This is a genomic window from Aerococcus christensenii (assembly GCF_001543105.1).
Taxonomy (GTDB): domain Bacteria; phylum Bacillota; class Bacilli; order Lactobacillales; family Aerococcaceae; genus Aerococcus; species Aerococcus christensenii.
The window spans coordinates 1,244,256-1,260,687 of sequence record NZ_CP014159.1; the positions used below are offsets into that span (position 1 = coordinate 1,244,256).

Genomic DNA, 16,432 nt, shown 5'->3' on the forward strand with positions numbered 1-16,432 from the left:
TGGTATGCAGGAATTTTCAGTTTTAATGTCTTTGTATATTAAGGAGAAGGCCTCCAATTTTGAAGAATGTATGCAGAGCATGTTGAAGCAAACAGTTCTTCCAACTGAATGTGTTGTGGTATTAGATGGGCCTATTTCAGAAGAGTTACGTCAGGCCCTTGAAAGCTACCAGGCACAGTATGGAGATTGGATCGTGGTAGTTCCTCTTGAAGTGAATCATGGATTAGGCCTCGCCCTCGCTGAAGGGGTGCGCCATTGTAAATATGATCTCATTGCACGAATGGACACCGATGATATTGCGCGGTCGGATCGGTTTGAGAAGCAACTCGCTTGCTTTGAAAAAGATCCAGACTTGTCCATTTGTGGGAGTCATATTATTGAGTTTGAGGGGAGTATTGATCATGTTCTCGCTAAACGGAAGGTCCCTCTCACCCATGACGCCATCGCCGCTTACCAAAAGCAACGCAGTGCCTTTAACCACATGACGGTGATGTTCACCAAAGAAGCCATTCTAAAGGCCGGCAATTATCAACATGCGCCATTGATGGAGGATGACCTGATGTGGGTGCATATGTTACAATCGGGCGCTAAGTGTTTAAATATTGATGATTATTTGGTTTATGCCCGGACAGGTTATGAAATGATTTGTCGTCGAGGCGGCTGGTCTTACTTCAAGAAGTACCGTAAAGGACGTCGTCAGATTTTAGAGACAGGTTATATTAGTTACTGGGATTATTGGAAGACCGTGGCGATTCAAGCGGTTGTGGCTTTGGTACCTCAATCTGTTCGATTTTTTATCTTTAATAAGTTACTCCGCTAGATTCTAGTGATGAGAGTGTTGGTGAAGAGAGCAATCTTTGCCAACACTTTTTTGTTGGAGTGAAAACTTGAAAAGGTGACGCTTTCACTTCGTGGTCGTCTAAGAAAAAAGTGGGGAAGTTGCTGTATTTCAGAGGGAGAAATGGTAGAATAGAAAGGATGATTTAGACAGTGAGGGATAAGAAAAATGAGTGAAGAATACACATACAAAGCACAATTAGGCAAGGAAAAGATAGGAATTGTTAGTCGAAAGACCAAAGAACATCTGGATGAAGTGGTTCACCGGGTGAATGCAAGCCTTGCTCTTCTTGAGAAACAACATGTGATCTTGTCTAAACAAAAGATGGCACTCTTAGTGGCCGTGAATGCCACCTCTGATGGCGTTGAATCAGAAGAAAAAATTCAGAAATTAGAGAAGGATTTAGAAGTTGCGAAGGCAGAGACCGAGAACTTGGTGGAGCGACTTCGAACTTATAAGACTCAAGTGGATCAAATCAACCAATTAGAGGAAGAGCGCAAGACCCTTCTTCAAGAGAAAGAGGAATTGGTGACTCAGTTGAAAGAGCAAAATCTCGCTTATGAAAAGTTAGAAAGTTCTTGTCGAGAAGAGATCCAAGTTTTGCAAGGAGCTAACAAGAAGCTAGAGCAAGACTTAGTGGATCAATCCAAAGTTCAAAAGGACATGCTTCAACAGTTTCAAGGCGAAAAAAATCGCTTAGAGGAAGAGAAAGAAAGACAAATAAAGGCTTATAAAGAACGCCTTCAAGCTGCTTTAGAACATCAAACTTATCTAGAGAAAACGTTGGCTTACTGTCAAGACCAGCTTCAAGAGAAGACAAAAGAAGTGGAAAGCCAGAAAAGTTTAGCACCTGCTCATTCAGAAGAAAAGGTACAAGAAGAGAGCGTTCAGGAGGACTCCTCAGAGGAAAATTCATCACAAACCACAGCCGAACAGTCTCATCCAAGAAAGCGGGCGTCCTTGTATTGCACGGCATCTGAAACTCTCTTGTCCCAATATGCTTCCAGAAATTACGATCCCTTTAGTCGAGAGAAGGGGCGGTTAACAAAGACACCGCGACATTAAGAGAAAAGGAGACGATGAACGGATGACAGCTATTGTTTGGGGTAGCGGGCTAGTTGTGGTACTAGTGGTGTGGACTCAAATCTATCGCTATCGCTGCCAAGGCTTTTGGTCTCAGATGGGGCAAATGGGGGCGTTAGTTGGTGGTTTTTATTTGGCGGAACATTACTATTTGTGGTTAGCGGATAAGTTGGCTCTCCTTCTGCCTTATCCTCAGTTTTCTTCGAATTCCTTCTATGCGTATTATCCGCAAGCTGTAGTTGCTCATAAGGAAGAAATCTTTTTTAGAGCTTTAGCTTTTAGTGGTTTATGCTTAGCCGTCCTATGTCTAAAGAATTGGATATGGCAAAAAACGGGCATGAACCACCGAGGGAAAGGTGGCAAATTTTGGCTGACAGGAAGCTTAGTAGGCCTAGTGAGTGCTTGGTTTTTACTCTTTTTAATTTTTGGAGTGGCTTCTTTAGTCAACTGGCCATTTATTCAAAGGCTGTTAGCTGAAAATCCAGTGGCAGATTTCTTTATTCGTCAGACCCCTTTCTTGACGGAAAGAGTTTATCGCATGTGGTTTGAAGGAATTGCTGTGGTGAATTTGTAGTCTAAGAGAGTAAAATGGAAATGAATCGACAGTAATGTAGAGGAGGGATTTTTTGCAGTCTAAAATTTATCAAAGCTTAGCATTTGACAAGATCAGAGGGGCCTTAGCGGGACATACTCTAACTATTGCAGGAAAGGGGCTAGCCCTTCAAGTAGAACCAATGAAATCCAGAGAAGCAATTGAGGATACCTTGTGTCAAGTGGATGAAGTGAAAGCCTTGTATGAGTTGGCTTTAGCCTTGCCCTTGGTGGGATTAGAAGACTTAAGTGCAGCTTTGAAGCGCTTGGCCATTGATGGGGTCCTTAGTGGCAAGGAACTGGCAGGAATTGGGCAAGTTCTTTCGATGGTCTCTCAATTGAGCCAATTCTTTGATAAGTTAGAAAGTCAAGAAGTAAGGGTTCCACATTTGAGAGAGATAGTGGATCAATTGTCTAGCCTTCCTCAGTTAAATAAACGGTTAAGAGAAGCTATTGCACCAGATGGTTCTGTCTATGATGAAGCCAGCCGTGAATTAGCTCACATTCGGCATGCCATTAAGCGCGAGGAAGCCCATATTCGTATTTCTCTCGACCAGATTATGAAGTCGAAGAAGCAAGATTACTTGAGTGATCACTTAATTACGATCCGGAATGACCGTTATGTTTTGCCAGTGAAACAGGAATATCGACGGGCTTTTGGAGGGGTGGTCCACGACCAATCTGCCAGTGGACAGACCGTGTATATTGAACCTCAATCGGTTATGGAAGCAAATAATAAGGTGCAATCGCTTAAAACAGAAGAAAAAGTAGAAATCGAACGGATTTTGGCGGAACTTTCTGCGGCCTTAGCGCCCCATTGTGTAGAGATTCAGAGCAATTATCGCTTGATTGGACAGTTGGATTTTATTCAGGCCAAGTGGCGTCTGGCCCAAGCGATGAAGGCTCATCGTCCGCAGCTAGCAGAGCATAATGGTGAGGTGGCTTTGGTGGATGCCGTCCATCCTTTTCTCGATGTCAGAACGGCTGTAGCGAATACGATCCGTTGGGAAGCGCCTTATCGGATGTTAATTATTACAGGGCCGAATACAGGGGGGAAGACGATTACCCTAAAGACGACCGGCCTCTTGCAGTTAATGGGACAAGCAGGGCTGTATATTACCGCTTCAGAAGAAAGTCGCTTGGGAATCTTTGATGAGATCTATGCAGATATTGGAGATGAGCAATCCATTGAAGCAAATTTGTCGACTTTTTCCGGACACATGATGAATATGATTCATATCTTGGAAGAAGTGGATGATCGAAGTTTGGTCTTAATGGATGAGTTGGGATCTGGAACAGATCCTAAGGAGGGTGCAGCTTTAGCAATGGCGATTTTGAATCGGCTCGACCTTCTTCACTGTACGGTACTCGCAACGACCCACTATCCTGAGTTAAAAGCTTATGCCTTCAATCATCCCCATGCCATGAATGCGAGTGTCGCTTTCGATGAAGAAAAATTGCAACCTACTTATCGTTTATTGATTGGTCAACCTGGTCGAAGTAATGCTTTAGATATTTCTGAACGTTTAGGACTTGCTAAGGGGATTGTTGAAGAAGCTCGAACTTATGCCGGAGAAGAGAATCAATCTCTGAACGAAATGCTGGATGCTCTGAATAAAGAACGCCAGAGTTACGAAAACAAACAAGAGCACCTCAGTGACCAGGTGAAGGAAACAGAAGACTTGTTGCGTGATGTCAAAAAAGTCTATCATTCCTTACAAAGTCAAAAGGAAAATTATCTCCACCAAGCTCAAAAAGAGGCCCAGGCTTTCCTTGAAGAAACCCAAGAAAAAGCGGATAAGTTATTAGCTGAAATTCGTCAATGGAAGAAAGAAGGAAGGGCTTCTCAGTTGAAAGAGCACCAGTTGATTGACCAAAAGAAGGCCATTCAAGACCTGACACCTGAACAAGAACAACTCCAGCATAATAAAGTCTTAAATCGGGCCAAACGTCAAAAGAAAGCTAAGGAAGAATGGCAAGTGGGAGACCAAGTCAAAGTCTTCCCCTATGGTCAGATCGGAACCTTAGTTGAAAAGCGGGAAGATCATACCTGGGTGGTCCAAATGGGAATGTTGAAGATGGCGCTCCCTGAACAGGACTTAGAACGTCTCAAGCCTGCCAAAGTCGCCAACCAGAAGAAATCAGCGACCACCCTTAAAGCCCCAAGAGCCAAACGTGTAAAATCTACTCTCGATCTCAGAGGTATGCGGTATGAAGAAGCCTTAAGAGCTTTGGATAGCTACATTGACCAAGCCCTTCTTGCTAACTTGCCGCAAGTGACGATTATTCACGGCTTTGGGACGGGTGTGATCCGAGAAGCAGTTCAAAAGTATCTCCAGCAAAATCCTCGGGTTCTCTCTTTCTCTTATGCACCACATAATTTGGGAGGACAAGGAGCAACGATTGCCAAATTTACAGAAGAATAAAAGGAGTCGTGTGAGCAAAAAGATTCGTCTTGGGAAAGTCACATGTTATAATAAAAAAGCAAATTAGAAAACGGGAGGAATTTGTAATGTTACAAGGTGTTAACGATCAAAATTTTAACGAAGAAACCAAAGAAGGTGTCGTTTTAGTCGACTTTTGGGCAACTTGGTGTGGTCCTTGTCGGATGCAGTCCCCTATTGTTGATGAATTAGATGACGTGATGGGGGATGAAGTGACTTTCTGTAAGATGGATGTGGATGAGAACCCTGAAACGGCACGGGCCTTTGGCGTAATGTCTATTCCTACTTTAGTGATCAAAAAAGACGGCGAAGAAGTTGAACGGTTGGTAGGTTATACGCAAAAAGAAAAACTTCAATCGATTTTGGAGAAACACTTAGACAAATAAAAGCAGATTAAAAAGCATTCTCACAAGAAGAATGCTTTTTTGCTAGCTGAAATCTGGTATAATAAGGCGTGTAGATTTTTTAGGAAAGCAGGAAAAAGTATGAACCGTCCAATTGGTTTCCTTGATTCAGGGGTTGGAGGACTAACCGTCGTGAAGGAAGCAATGCGACAATTGCCGAATGAATCCATTATTTATATAGGAGATAATGCGCGATGTCCTTATGGTCCTAGACCGGTTGAAGAGATTAACGCTTTTACCCAACAACTCGTTGATTTTTTGGTGGCTAAGCAGGTGAAGCTTTTGGTCGTGGCTTGTAACACGGCAACCGCTGTTAGTCTAGAGAAGATTCGAGAACGACTAAGTATCCCAGTAGTGGGAGTGATTCATCCTGGCGCCCGTGCGGCCAATCGTTATACCCGAAAGGGGAAAATTGGAATTTTGGCTACCTCAGCTACTATCCAGAGTGCTCTCTACCAAAACATTCTTCTTGATCGCAACCCAGACCTTCAAGTTTTTCCTTTGGTGTGTTCAAAATTTGTACCTCTCGTGGAAAGTAAGGAATATTCCAGTCCTTTAGCGAAGAAGATTGTCAAAGAGTCCCTTCTCCCCTTAAAAGATAAGGGATTAGATACGGTGATTTTAGGCTGTACACACTATCCTTTATTAAGGCCCTTAATTCAACATGCGGTTGGAGATGAGGTGACCTTGGTGAATTCTGGGGCAGAGACGATCACTGATGTGGCCTCGTTAATGGATTTTTACGGTTTATCCGCTCATGCTAAAGACCGCATCAACAAAAGTTATGAATTTTATACGACAGGAGGCGTCCAACTTTTCCAAGAGATTTTGGAAGATTGGATTGGACCGGTGAGTCAGGTGCAACGCGTCTCTTTAGATCAGTTGCAGAAAGGAGAGTATTAGGTGATGAGAACAGTTCTTATTGCTACACAAAACGCAGGAAAAGTCAGAGAATTTGAGCATCTTTTTGCGCCGCTAGGCTATCAGGTGAAGAGTTTATTAGATTATCCTGATTTGCCAGATATTCCAGAAACAGGGGATAGCTTTTTGGAGAACGCTACACAAAAAGCAACTACCGCTGCCAAATGGTTGCACTTGCCCGTTATTGCGGATGATTCTGGCCTTTGTGTGCAAGCCCTAGGGGGAAGGCCTGGTATCTATTCAGCGAGGTATGCTGGCCTCGACAAAAATAATCAAGCCAACCGTCAAAAGCTCTTAAAAGAATTAGAAAATGTTCCAGAGGGAGAGCGTCAAGCCTACTTCGTTTGCACTTTAGCTATTTCTGATGCAGAAGGGCAGCTTATTCATCACTTTGAAGGACGGCTAGAAGGCGAAATATTAAGAGAAGAACGTGGGGAAAATGGGTTCGGATACGATCCGATTTTCTATGTCGCAAGTAAGGGACTAACCACTGCTGAAATGCCCGAAGAAGAGAAGAATGCGATCTCACATAGAGGAAATGCGATGCGGGCCTTAGCTCAAGCCCTTGAGGCAGGAGAGGTGACCCTCTCATGAAATTTTTATTAGTTTCGGATAGTCATGGAGATTGTAAGATTCTCTCAGATCTTGTAGTGAGATATGGCGATCAAGTAGATGAGATTCTTCACTGTGGGGATTCTGAATTAGATCCAAAAGATACGATATGGTCGCTTATCCATCCTGTTAAGGGCAACTGTGATTATGGCAATTATCGCTTGGAGCGAGTAGTAAATACTGAAAATGGTAAGCTCTTTTATTGCCATGGACACGTGTATGGGGTGAAGTTAGGACTTCATCAATTAGTGGAACGAGCTAAGGAATTAGGCGTTGTGGTAGTTGTTTATGGACATACTCATGTGATGGACCATCAAGTGATCGATGGCATTCATGTGATTAATCCTGGAAGCATTCGTTTTCCACGCGGGCACTATCTTACCCCTACTTATGCTTTGCTGGATTGGACCTCAGACCATATAGAGGTTACTTTCTACCAACGTAATGGAGAAAAAGTCCCTCAGGAGTATCTGCCTGAAGGATAAAATAAAAGGATGAGTGAACCTTTCACTTGTGTTTGTTCAAGAACAAGCCGGGTGGAAGTTTTTTTTTGTAGATTTTTCTTTACAAATTTTCAAAAATAAGGTATTCTACTTATAGAGTTAGTTAGTTGACTAATGAACTTGTCAAGTAGAGAGGAGAGAAAACAATTGAAAATAGAAATGCCCATCTATCAACAAATTGCGCGATGGGTGGAAGAAGAAATTATTTCGGATCGGTTACAGGCTAATGATCAGGTCCCTTCAACCAATGAATTTTCGAAAATTATGCAGGTAAATCCAGCGACAGCAGGCAAGGGGTTGAAGCTTTTGGTTGATCAGGGACTTCTCTATAAAAAAAGAGGATTGGGAATGTTTGTGTGTGAAGGGGCTAAAGAACAGTTAGTGGCTCGGGGACAAAGGGAATTCTTCGAGAAGAAATTGCCAGCTTGTTTAAAAGAAGCGGAGCAGTTAGGAATTGGTAAAGAAACGATTATTCAATTTATTAAGGAGGAATCGTCGTGTTAGCAGTTGAACAATTAACAAAGAAATACAGATCAAAGGTTGTATTAGAGGACATTGATTTGCAATTTTCTAACGAAACAGGGATTTATGGGTTACTTGGACGCAATGGGGTAGGGAAGACTACCTTACTTAAAATGATCAGTAATCAATCCGTTCACTATCAAGGGCGTATTACTTATGATGGCCAGTCTGTCCATGAAAATCCTGCTTTAGAAGGTAAGATTTTTTGTGCCATGAATTTTGGCTTTAAAGATGATTTTTTCCTTCAAAATAAGTTAAAGACTATCCTTCAAGTGATGCCGATTGCCTATCCAACTTTTGATGTGGACTATGCCAAGCGTTTATTAGAGGATTTTGGCTTGCGACTCAAAGATAAGTATAGAAAGTTATCCAGTGGGAATAAAACTTTAGTTCTTAATATTCTTGCTTTAGCGAGTGGATGTCCGGTGACTCTTTTCGATGAACCAACGAATGGATTAGATTCTGTCAATCGAGAGAAATTCTTTAAGGAATTGATGGCGAACTATGCGAAAAAGCCTCGTTTATTCATTTTGTCGACGCATTTAATTCAAGAAGTGCAAAATTATTTAACAGATGTGGTAATCTTAAAGGATAAACAAGTATTGCTCAATGAGCCTTTAGAGGACATTCAAGAGAAAAGTTATCAGATTATAGGCGGAGAGACTTTAAGTGATAAAAACGTGCTTTCTACTGAACAATTAGGTAATCAAAGCATTCAATATGTGTTTGATCGCTTGAGTGAAGAAGATTTTGAGGAGATTCAACAAGCAGGCGGCAGTGTTTCTATGATGGACCTGCAGACTTTATTTAATCGATTAATGGAGGGAGAATAATGAAGAAAGTTTTTCAATTACAGTTCTTAGGCTACAAAAGGGCTGTGCCTTGGATGATTCTTTTTGCTGTACTTATTTGGGCGATTTTCCTGGGGGGATATTATTTCTTGAGTATTGATCCGATTGCTCATCCTTGGAATTTTTGGGGTAAAGTCTTTATAGGATTATTATTAATGAGTATTTTATATACCAACTTTTTATTTCCATTCTATGATATCAGTACTTTTGATGTCGCTTTAAGAAGTGGAATTACGCGAAAATCTTATCTCAAGGCAAGTTTGGTGACCTTCCTCTTTTTAGCTGGAGTGAGTTTAATAGTGAATCCTAAGAATTTTTTAACGGTGGATTTAGAGTTTGTTAATCTCTTAGAAAATGCTTTGGAAAGCGGAGGAGTGTCACTCTTAGAAACTTTTGGGGCTTTATTGATGCAGATCTTAGGAACCGCAATTGCAGCCAATGTGTATTATCGGTTTGGATGGAAAGTCATGTTAGTTTTTGGGTTGGTGTATGGTAGCCATTTACTTCCAACGCTCTCTCATTTGATTTTATCTTTAGAGCCTTTGCATCCTCTTCAAGTCATGATTCAAGATCATCCTTCTTTGGTTAAATTAATGATATGTGTGGCCTTGGCAGGAATTTATAGTCTCCTCGTCATGAAGTCTGATCAAAAATATTAAAAAAGATAGACTTGTACCAAACAAAAAATCGACGAACTGAGAGGAAGACTTAGTTCGTCGATTTTGTTTTCAATTTATAGATTGATGTCATCAAAAATTACGCGGTAGCGATAGACTTTGCTGGCTTTGACTTTCCAGTGGCCATCGATCTTTTCGAAGGTATCGTCGTAATAACCATATCCATCGAAAGCTGCTTTCCCGTGAGTAAGGACACGATCTTCAAAGGGAAAGTAAGCCTTAGCCGTGGTGTCAGAAGTGAGGGTGATTTCTGGGATATGTCCCATATGGGCGCTTTGGACATTGTCGTCCATGAGTTTGCGAGCATTGGCAATAATTTCTTCACAAGAACGAGAAGGTTCTTGTTTGGAAGGAATAAGGGGGTGCTGGCCTTTGACGGGATCTGTGGCGACAAGGGAAGTGTCAAAGACCACATCTTCCGCTAAAACTGTACGCAAAAGATCAAAATCCTTGCTGTCTACTGCCCGCCAATATCTAGCTTTGCATTGTTTGATTTCTTCAATAGCGATAAGTTTTTCTAAAGGGTTCATAGTAAGCCTCCGTTTTCTATGGGTATTCAGTGAATCCATTTTACCATTCTATAAGATTAGGAAAATTACTTCAAGTCTTTGGGTGAATAAGAAGAAGGCGTGAAATGAATGGTTTTCACAGCACTTTGGGATTCGGGTTGATGGATGCCAGCCTTTTGAAGGGCATTGGAGAGGGCTTTATAATACTTAGCTTGGATATCATCTTGTCTTCCGCTTTGGCAGTAGAACTTGATTCGATAGACCAGTTGACCAAAAGAATTGCGGACAATTCCCATCAAAACTGGTTTTGCCGTGAGCGTTTGATCTGGGGACATGGCATGAAGCTGCGCTTTAATAATTTGCTCGAAGTGGTCAAGGTCAGTATCCGAGAAGTAAGAAAGATCTACTTGAGTACGAATTGGATGGCGAGAAAGATTGATGACGGTGCCGATATTTCGATTAGGGATGAAGTTCAATGTTCCATCATAGCCTCTGATGACCGTTGTTTTGATTCCTACTTTTTCGACATAACCTGAAATGTTATTAAGTGTGACATTATCACCAACTTCAATCTGACGTTCCAAGAGAATAAACATGCCGTTGACCATGTCTGTGACAAGTCCTTGTGCGCCAATACCGACAGCGATGGAAGCAATTCCTGCCCCAGCTAAAAGCGTAGCTACTGGAACACCGAGAATGGCAAGAATAGAATAAATGAGCAAAAAATAATAGATATACTGAATAAGGTTTTTTACTAAAGATTCCAACGTTTCTTGACGACTCCCGTGTGAGGTGAGACGTTGCGCTTGATGAAAATAGAGTGAGGCTAATCGTGTAATGATCTGTCGAATCAGCCAGAGAAGGATGATGGTAAAGATCACTTGAAAACTTTTAGAGAGAAAACTAGAGAACAGGGCTTCTAAGTTGAGAGTCCCTAGGTAATTATGAAACCATTGTTTGACTTGTTGCATATCTTGTCTCCTTTTTTTGATAGATCTAGTTTAATTGGAAAAAGAGAGAAGTTAAAGTCTTTTTCCTCATTCTTTAAAAATGTCTTAACTGTGGTAAAATAGACTTAAATAAGGTATACTTTAACATAATAATTACTGAAAGGATAGGAGTGAGGAAGTCATGACATGGAGTGAAGTCGCTTGGCTTGTTGTCGCAGTAGCCTTTGCAGTATTGGTTGTGTATTTGAGTTATTTCTTTGTTCATTTAACACAGACTGTGAAGCAAGTGTCTCAGATCGTTCAGGAAGCCCAAAAGACACTGGTGGTGCTGAGAAAAGATGTGGATAGCCTATCCGTGGAAACCCAAGGATTATTGAATAAGTCCAATCAATTGATGGAGGATGTCAACCAAAAAGTGGCTAAGATAGATCCTTTGTTTGAAGCTGTGGGTGAAGTGGGAGAGTCGATTTCAGGGGTTAATGATTCGACACGGAACTTCCTATCGGCCCTTACCAAAAAAAATGAGAACAAGGTGGATCAATTAAAGCAACGCTGTCAAGATTTGAAGAAATCCAAGGAAGAAGAATCTGTTTTTTCTTCTGAAACAGAACAAAAAACAACATCCCCTACTGCTCCCAATGAGCGGTATGTGCGGATAGATCAGGTCCCTGTCCACAAAGAAGTGTCTCAAGAGAATCCTGTATCTACAAACTCACAAAATATTCAAAAAATGGGCTCATCTCTGAGAACTTTGCGAAAATTCGCTAAGTTGGCCAAGGCACAGTATCGGATGAATAAAGTTGAAAAACAGTCAAAACCTAAAGCCTTTTAACGAAGGTAATCTTTGAAAAAATAGCCCCTCATTGGGCGAGTAAAAAAGGAGAGAGAAGATATGTCAAAAAATAATACGGGAGCTTTCTTATTAGGAGCCATTATCGGGGGAACAGCGGCAGCTATTACAGCCTTGTTATTTGCCCCAAAATCAGGGCGAGAATTGCGTGAAGATCTGAATGAGCAAGCCAATACTCTTAAAGATACTGCCAGAGATTACGCAGACATCGCCTTAGAGAAAGGAAACGATCTCTATGAAGCGACTTATGATGCCGCTAACGAAATTCGGATTAGCCTCCAAGAAAGTGCCAATAATTTAAAAGAACAACTTCAAGAAAGTGGGCAGGTAGCTAATCAACAATTGAAGCAGGCGACTGAAGAGGTTAAGACAGCCTACATTAATACTAAAGACGCAGTGAAAGCGAGCCTTGAAGAAGGAGAAGAAGCAGATCAAGTTGCTGAAGTGGTAGATGATCAAGCTGAAAAAGTAGAAGAAAAGGTAGAAGAAGATTCTCAAAAAGAATTTAAAGCCGAAGAATAATCGATAAAGAGATACGCCCTCTCAAACGTTAAAGGTTTGAGGGGGCGTTTTTGTGTGGGAGAAATTAATGTTTTTTTCTCTTTCTTTGTCTAGAGGAGGGAAAGCCTAAAAGTTGTCGATATTTGGTGAGAACACGACGAGATAAGGAATACCCTTTGAGCTGAAAGAGATTGGTTAGAGCCTGATCGGATAGCGGATGAAAAGACGATTCATTGGCGATAAGGGCTTGGAGTTCTATTTTAAAGTGCCCCAGACTAAGGGAAGGTCCTTCTTGGGTAAGAGAAGGACTGAGCCAATGATTAAGAGGAAAGACACGCCCGTTGAATTGAAGATATTTTTGATGCATTAATCGACTGATCGTAGATGGGGACTTTTGAATTTTTTGAGCGATTTGATTTTGGGTAAGAACATTGAGATAGGGTTGCTTATCTTGGAAGTAATCCCCTTGAATTGAGAGGATAGTCTGGACAACTTGAAAGAGGCTCTCTTTTCGTTCGTCGAGCGTATGGATGAGCCATTGATAATCTGCGCGCTGTTGATTGAGATAAGCAGTAAGTTCGGAATCTTTTTCAGTGTTGAGATCTTGCATGTGGTTAAAATAAGATTGATTAAAGGACAGATTAGGGAGGTAGTCATTCACACATTGAATGTTGAAACGATCCTCTTCATAAGAAACGATCAGATCAGGAATAAGTGGTGGAGAGGTGACCTTAGGAGTATCTGTAAGAGGATAGGGATTAAAAGTTTGAATAAGTTGAAAAGATTCTTTGACTGCGTGCAGGGAGTTCTGAGTAAGATCAGCAATCACTTCAAATTGATGTGCCACCATTTCTTGAAAATAGTCAGTTAACATTGTACTTGCTAAATCCCCTTCAGGATGAGCGTTGGCTTGGAGAATGAGACATTCTTGTAAGTTACGAGCTCCAATCCCGGTAGGATTTAAGCTTTGAAGAAGGGTGAGGTAGTGTGTAAACTGAGAGGGTTGCCAATCGTAGAGATGACAGAGTTTTTGTGAATCTTCTCTTAAATAGCCTTGGTCATCTAAATGATGGATGAGTTGGATTAAAGCAGTTTGGGTGACTGAATCGAAGGTTCTTAACTGAAAGAGGAGGTATTCTTCTGTTGTTAGGGGATCGGCAGCCGTTAAATGAAGATCCCAAGCACTGTCTTCTTTTGATGAGTAGGAAGAAGTGGGAGTAGAAGGAATAGATTTTTTTACTTTAATGAACGGATTGGCTTGGCAGTGAGCATCAATAATATTTGCTAGAGTCGTTTGATCCGCTTGAAAAATTTGAGCAGATTGAATCAGCCTCTTCTTTTGGTGGGGAGTAAGAGTAGGCTGAAGGGTTTGTTGATTGATCGGTTTGATAGACATAGGCGCCTCCTTAAAGTAGTGTTTATGTTTTTAAACACTATTTTTATTTACCGGTAAAAGTGTTTGCTCATTCAATAACATTTTTTTGGCACGTAACTTGCATATATATAAGTAGTATAACTTAATTTAAGGAAGGAGGCTAGAGATGGCTAAAAAGATTTTAGTAGCTTCACATGGAAAGTTTGCGGGAGGTTTACAAAGTTCGATTGACATTTTGACAGGGCAAGGGAGCTCTCTTCAAGTAATTAATGCTTACTTGGATGACAGTGACTATACCGATCAAATTCAAGCTTTTGTGGATGACTTACAAGCTGACGATCAAGGTCTCGTCTTTACTGATTTATTAGGTGGAAGCGTAAACCAGAGAGTAGTTAATGTGGTCATGCGTTCAGGTAAACAAGAGCAAGTTTTTATTGTAAGCAATGTCAATTTAGGAACGGTATTGAGTTTGCTTCTCTATCCAGGTGAAATAACGCCTGAAGTGATTGATGAACAAATTCAAACAGCGTACCCACAACTTGTTCGCTTAACGCAGACGGATGATGAAGATGATTTTTTTGATTAAAGGGAGTAAAGGAGACGAAGAAAATGATTACACAAATTCGTGTGGATGACCGGTTAATTCATGGTCAAGTGGCTGTGGTATGGACAAAAGAATTAAACACACCATTGATTATTGTTGCCAATGATGCAGCCGCTCAAGATGAAATTATGCAGATGACTTTGAAAATGGCAGTTCCTGAAGGAGCAAAATTATTAATCCGTACAGTAGAAGATGCCATTAAAGTATGTAACGATCCACGTGCCAAAGACAAGAAAATTTTTATGATTGTAAATAAAGTATCAGATGCTTACGCAGTGGCTAGTCAAGTAGAAGATACACAAGATGTGAATGTGGCGAATGTTGGACGTTTTGATCAAAGTGATCCTAAGGATAAAGTCGTTCCTTTCCACAGTGTTCAATTAAATCCAGTAGAACTTGAAGCCGCCAAAAATTTAGTGAAATTAACACGGGTGAAATCTTATCACCAAGTACTTCCAAGCAACGGACAAAAAGATTTAGCTGAAGGCTTGAAAGGCCTTTGAAATTAGAAAGGAAGAATAAATAATGCTTTACTACGCAATTATGGCCTTTTTAGTGGTCTTTGTCTGCTCAGCCTTGAATTATATGACAGGCCAAAGTATGGTTGAACGTCCTTTAGTAGTTGGTTTAGTGACCGGCCTATTAATGGGAGACATGACCACTGGTATTTTAATTGGGGCCTCCTTAGAAGCTGTTTTCATGGGAAATGTAAATATTGGTGGGGTGATTTCTGCTGAACCTGTTACAGCCACTACCTTAGCCGTAACATTTGCTATTATTTCTAATGTTGAACAACAGGCCGCTATTACATTAGCTATTCCTATTGGGATGTTAGCTGCTTTTGTGGTTATGTTTTTAAAGAATGTGGTAATGAACGTGTTTGCACCATTCCTTGATAAATGCGCACGTGAAAATAATCAAAAAGGAATTATCTTTTTACATTATTTCACTTTCGTTGTTTACTTCTTCATTATTGCATCTATCTCTTTCATTGGGGTTCTTGCAGGAAGCGAACCTGTTACCCAATTAGTGAATAATATTCCACCAGAGCTCATGAACGGGTTAAAAGCTGCCGGCGGATTACTTCCAGCTGTTGGGTTTGCCCTATTAATGAAATTATTGTGGAACAATAAATTGGCTATCTTCTATCTTCTCGGATTTATTTTAACCGCTTATTTGAAATTACCAGCTGTTGCTGTAGCATCCTTAGGGGTTGTTATTTGTGTAGTGATGGCGCAAGGTGACCTTCAATTAAGTGATCTCGTTGCCAGTGGCATCCAAAGCAAAGCTGGAAGTGCCAATAGCCAAGAACAAGAGGAGGATGACTTTTTCTCATGAAATCAATAGTTGAACAAGAAATTCAAAAGAGTGAACAAGAAAAGCTCGAAGATAAGAAAATGTTCCGATCCATGTTCTGGAGGTCTTGGACCATTAACATGAGTCGTACAGGGGCTTATCAATACCATGCTGCAGGGTTGATGTATACCTTGCTTCCAGTTATTAATCGTTACTATAAGACAGATAAGGAAAAAGCAGACGCTCTCGTTCGGCATACAACTTGGTATAATGCAACGATGCACTTAAATAACTTGATAACAGGGATTGTCGCTGCAATGGAAAAAACAAATGCTGAAAGCGATGGAACGTTTGATCCAAGTTCCATTACAGCTGTTAAGACTTCCTTAATGGGGCCAATATCTGGTATCGGGGATTCCTTCTTCTGGGGAATTTTACGGGTTATTGCAGCTGGGATCGGGATCTCTATCGCTGCAACTGGTTCTCCATTAGGAGCTTTGGTTTTCCTTCTTCTATATAATATCCCAGCGTTTATTATTCATTACTATATGCTTCATGTAGGGTATTCCTTAGGAACCAACTTTATAAAGAAAGTCTATGAAAGTGGCGCAATGAAGATTATTACGAAAGCGTCCAGTACTTTAGGTTTAATGATGGTAGGCTCTATGACAGCTTCTCATGTTAAGTTTAAGACTATTCTTAAAGTGGCTGTTAAAGGTGCCAAGGACCCAATTATGATTCAAAAGTATTTAGATCAATTATTTATTGGGCTTGTTCCTTTACTAGTTACCTTATTAGCCTTTTGGTTAATCCGGAACAAACGCGTAAATGTGAACTGGGTAATGCTAGGAATTATCGTAGTTTGTGTCCTATTAGGATTTTTAGGAGTTGTCTAATCCAT

At 40.9% G+C, this 16,432-nt stretch carries 20 protein-coding genes; 17 read left to right on the plus strand and 3 right to left on the minus strand.

All coding sequences use genetic code 11. The annotated features are described in order from the left end of the window. Positions 1–4: 4 nt before the first annotated feature. The 11 genes from AWM71_RS05930 to AWM71_RS05980 all read left to right on the plus strand — a co-directional run bounded on the left by AWM71_RS05930 (position 5) and on the right by AWM71_RS05980 (position 9,428). A complete protein-coding gene (locus AWM71_RS05930; protein WP_060777091.1) occupies positions 5–820 on the plus strand; it encodes a glycosyltransferase in 816 nt (271 codons plus the stop codon). Between the two features lie 186 nt (positions 821–1,006). After that, positions 1,007–1,903: a coiled-coil domain-containing protein gene (locus tag AWM71_RS05935; RefSeq protein WP_060777092.1), complete on the plus strand. Its 897-nt coding sequence runs from the start codon at positions 1,007–1,009 to the stop codon at positions 1,901–1,903. A gap of 22 nt (positions 1,904–1,925) precedes the next feature. Beyond that, the gene (locus AWM71_RS05940) at positions 1,926–2,495 is read left to right on the plus strand and encodes a CvpA family protein (protein WP_060777093.1); all 570 of its coding nucleotides are present in this window, start codon (positions 1,926–1,928) and stop codon (positions 2,493–2,495) included. 52 nt (positions 2,496–2,547) lie between these two features. Continuing rightward, positions 2,548–4,938 (plus strand): endonuclease MutS2, encoded by a 2,391-nt coding sequence (locus AWM71_RS05945; RefSeq protein WP_060777094.1) that lies wholly within the window; start codon positions 2,548–2,550, stop codon positions 4,936–4,938. An 86-nt stretch (positions 4,939–5,024) separates the two neighbouring features. Continuing rightward, on the plus strand, positions 5,025–5,342 hold the full coding sequence (gene trxA / locus AWM71_RS05950) for a thioredoxin (protein ID WP_060777095.1): 318 nt from the start codon (positions 5,025–5,027) through the stop codon (positions 5,340–5,342). Between the two features lie 99 nt (positions 5,343–5,441). After that, positions 5,442–6,263 (plus strand): glutamate racemase, encoded by an 822-nt coding sequence (racE, locus tag AWM71_RS05955; RefSeq protein WP_060777096.1) that lies wholly within the window; start codon positions 5,442–5,444, stop codon positions 6,261–6,263. A gap of 3 nt (positions 6,264–6,266) precedes the next feature. Beyond that, entirely contained in the window at positions 6,267–6,875 is a 609-nt protein-coding gene (locus AWM71_RS05960) for an XTP/dITP diphosphatase (RefSeq protein ID WP_060777475.1), read from the plus strand. Then, positions 6,872–7,378 carry a YfcE family phosphodiesterase gene (locus AWM71_RS05965; RefSeq protein ID WP_060777097.1) on the plus strand — a complete coding sequence of 169 codons (507 nt, stop codon included), beginning with the start codon at positions 6,872–6,874 and terminating at the stop codon, positions 7,376–7,378. Before AWM71_RS05960 ends, AWM71_RS05965 begins: the two co-directional genes overlap by 4 nt. 165 nt (positions 7,379–7,543) lie before the next feature. Next, positions 7,544–7,900 carry a GntR family transcriptional regulator gene (locus tag AWM71_RS05970; RefSeq protein WP_101659932.1) on the plus strand — a complete coding sequence of 119 codons (357 nt, stop codon included), beginning with the start codon at positions 7,544–7,546 and terminating at the stop codon, positions 7,898–7,900. Further along, positions 7,894–8,751 (plus strand): ATP-binding cassette domain-containing protein, encoded by an 858-nt coding sequence (locus AWM71_RS05975; protein ID WP_060777098.1) that lies wholly within the window; start codon positions 7,894–7,896, stop codon positions 8,749–8,751. The genes AWM71_RS05970 and AWM71_RS05975 overlap by 7 nt, the downstream gene beginning before the upstream one ends. Further along, the gene (locus AWM71_RS05980; RefSeq protein WP_060777099.1) at positions 8,751–9,428 is read left to right on the plus strand and encodes a hypothetical protein; all 678 of its coding nucleotides are present in this window, start codon (positions 8,751–8,753) and stop codon (positions 9,426–9,428) included. The genes AWM71_RS05975 and AWM71_RS05980 overlap by 1 nt, the downstream gene beginning before the upstream one ends. 74 nt (positions 9,429–9,502) lie before the next feature. On the opposite strand, the gene AWM71_RS05985 is transcribed toward AWM71_RS05980, so the two are convergent. Then, a complete protein-coding gene (locus tag AWM71_RS05985; protein ID WP_060777100.1) occupies positions 9,503–9,976 on the minus strand; it encodes a nuclear transport factor 2 family protein in 474 nt (157 codons plus the stop codon). Positions 9,977–10,041: 65 nt separating this feature from the next. Further along, complete coding sequence (locus AWM71_RS05990; protein WP_060777101.1) at positions 10,042–10,926, minus strand: mechanosensitive ion channel family protein; 885 nt, start codon at positions 10,924–10,926, stop codon at positions 10,042–10,044. 160 nt (positions 10,927–11,086) lie between these two features. On the opposite strand from AWM71_RS05990, the gene AWM71_RS05995 reads away from it, so the two are divergent. Together AWM71_RS05995 and AWM71_RS06000 are read left to right on the plus strand one after the other, a co-directional pair. Next, a complete protein-coding gene (locus AWM71_RS05995) occupies positions 11,087–11,737 on the plus strand; it encodes a DUF948 domain-containing protein (protein WP_060777102.1) in 651 nt (216 codons plus the stop codon). 60 nt (positions 11,738–11,797) lie between these two features. Further along, positions 11,798–12,277 carry a YtxH domain-containing protein gene (locus AWM71_RS06000; RefSeq protein WP_060777103.1) on the plus strand — a complete coding sequence of 160 codons (480 nt, stop codon included), beginning with the start codon at positions 11,798–11,800 and terminating at the stop codon, positions 12,275–12,277. A gap of 64 nt (positions 12,278–12,341) precedes the next feature. On the opposite strand, the gene rpoN is transcribed toward AWM71_RS06000, so the two are convergent. Then, a complete protein-coding gene (gene rpoN, locus AWM71_RS06005) occupies positions 12,342–13,652 on the minus strand; it encodes an RNA polymerase factor sigma-54 (RefSeq protein WP_060777104.1) in 1,311 nt (436 codons plus the stop codon). Between the two features lie 145 nt (positions 13,653–13,797). Here rpoN and AWM71_RS06010 point away from each other — a divergent pair, with 145 nt between their 5' ends. The 4 genes from AWM71_RS06010 to AWM71_RS06025 are packed head-to-tail and all read left to right on the plus strand — an operon-like array spanning position 13,798 to position 16,427. Beyond that, entirely contained in the window at positions 13,798–14,217 is a 420-nt protein-coding gene (locus tag AWM71_RS06010) for a PTS sugar transporter subunit IIA (RefSeq protein ID WP_060777105.1), read from the plus strand. Positions 14,218–14,240: 23 nt separating this feature from the next. Continuing rightward, positions 14,241–14,738, plus strand: coding sequence for a PTS sugar transporter subunit IIB (locus AWM71_RS06015; RefSeq protein WP_060777106.1), 498 nt, complete (start codon positions 14,241–14,243; stop codon positions 14,736–14,738). Positions 14,739–14,760: 22 nt separating this feature from the next. Continuing rightward, positions 14,761–15,573, plus strand: coding sequence for a PTS mannose/fructose/sorbose/N-acetylgalactosamine transporter subunit IIC (locus AWM71_RS06020; protein ID WP_060777107.1), 813 nt, complete (start codon positions 14,761–14,763; stop codon positions 15,571–15,573). Further along, complete coding sequence (locus AWM71_RS06025; protein WP_060777108.1) at positions 15,570–16,427, plus strand: PTS system mannose/fructose/sorbose family transporter subunit IID; 858 nt, start codon at positions 15,570–15,572, stop codon at positions 16,425–16,427. Before AWM71_RS06020 ends, AWM71_RS06025 begins: the two co-directional genes overlap by 4 nt. Positions 16,428–16,432 lie beyond the last annotated feature (5 nt).

What these genes read in the sequence shown, in the direction of transcription:
- AWM71_RS05980 (WP_060777099.1), top strand. Translation starts at nt 8,751, where the DNA reads ATGAAGAAAGTTTTTCAATTACAGTTCTTAGGCTACAAAAGGGCTGTG.
- trxA (WP_060777095.1), top strand. Translation starts at nt 5,025, where the DNA reads ATGTTACAAGGTGTTAACGATCAAAATTTTAACGAAGAAACCAAAGAA.
- AWM71_RS06010 (WP_060777105.1), top strand. Translation starts at nt 13,798, where the DNA reads ATGGCTAAAAAGATTTTAGTAGCTTCACATGGAAAGTTTGCGGGAGGT.
- AWM71_RS06000 (WP_060777103.1), top strand. Translation starts at nt 11,798, where the DNA reads ATGTCAAAAAATAATACGGGAGCTTTCTTATTAGGAGCCATTATCGGG.
- rpoN (WP_060777104.1), bottom strand. Translation starts at nt 13,652, where the DNA reads ATGTCTATCAAACCGATCAATCAACAAACCCTTCAGCCTACTCTTACT.
- AWM71_RS05930 (WP_060777091.1), top strand. Translation starts at nt 5, where the DNA reads ATGCAGGAATTTTCAGTTTTAATGTCTTTGTATATTAAGGAGAAGGCC.
- AWM71_RS05940 (WP_060777093.1), top strand. Translation starts at nt 1,926, where the DNA reads ATGACAGCTATTGTTTGGGGTAGCGGGCTAGTTGTGGTACTAGTGGTG.
- AWM71_RS06025 (WP_060777108.1), top strand. Translation starts at nt 15,570, where the DNA reads ATGAAATCAATAGTTGAACAAGAAATTCAAAAGAGTGAACAAGAAAAG.
- AWM71_RS06020 (WP_060777107.1), top strand. Translation starts at nt 14,761, where the DNA reads ATGCTTTACTACGCAATTATGGCCTTTTTAGTGGTCTTTGTCTGCTCA.
- AWM71_RS05935 (WP_060777092.1), top strand. Translation starts at nt 1,007, where the DNA reads ATGAGTGAAGAATACACATACAAAGCACAATTAGGCAAGGAAAAGATA.
- AWM71_RS05985 (WP_060777100.1), bottom strand. Translation starts at nt 9,976, where the DNA reads ATGAACCCTTTAGAAAAACTTATCGCTATTGAAGAAATCAAACAATGC.
- racE (WP_060777096.1), top strand. Translation starts at nt 5,442, where the DNA reads ATGAACCGTCCAATTGGTTTCCTTGATTCAGGGGTTGGAGGACTAACC.
- AWM71_RS05990 (WP_060777101.1), bottom strand. Translation starts at nt 10,926, where the DNA reads ATGCAACAAGTCAAACAATGGTTTCATAATTACCTAGGGACTCTCAAC.
- AWM71_RS05995 (WP_060777102.1), top strand. Translation starts at nt 11,087, where the DNA reads ATGACATGGAGTGAAGTCGCTTGGCTTGTTGTCGCAGTAGCCTTTGCA.
- AWM71_RS06015 (WP_060777106.1), top strand. Translation starts at nt 14,241, where the DNA reads ATGATTACACAAATTCGTGTGGATGACCGGTTAATTCATGGTCAAGTG.
- AWM71_RS05965 (WP_060777097.1), top strand. Translation starts at nt 6,872, where the DNA reads ATGAAATTTTTATTAGTTTCGGATAGTCATGGAGATTGTAAGATTCTC.
- AWM71_RS05960 (WP_060777475.1), top strand. Translation starts at nt 6,267, where the DNA reads ATGAGAACAGTTCTTATTGCTACACAAAACGCAGGAAAAGTCAGAGAA.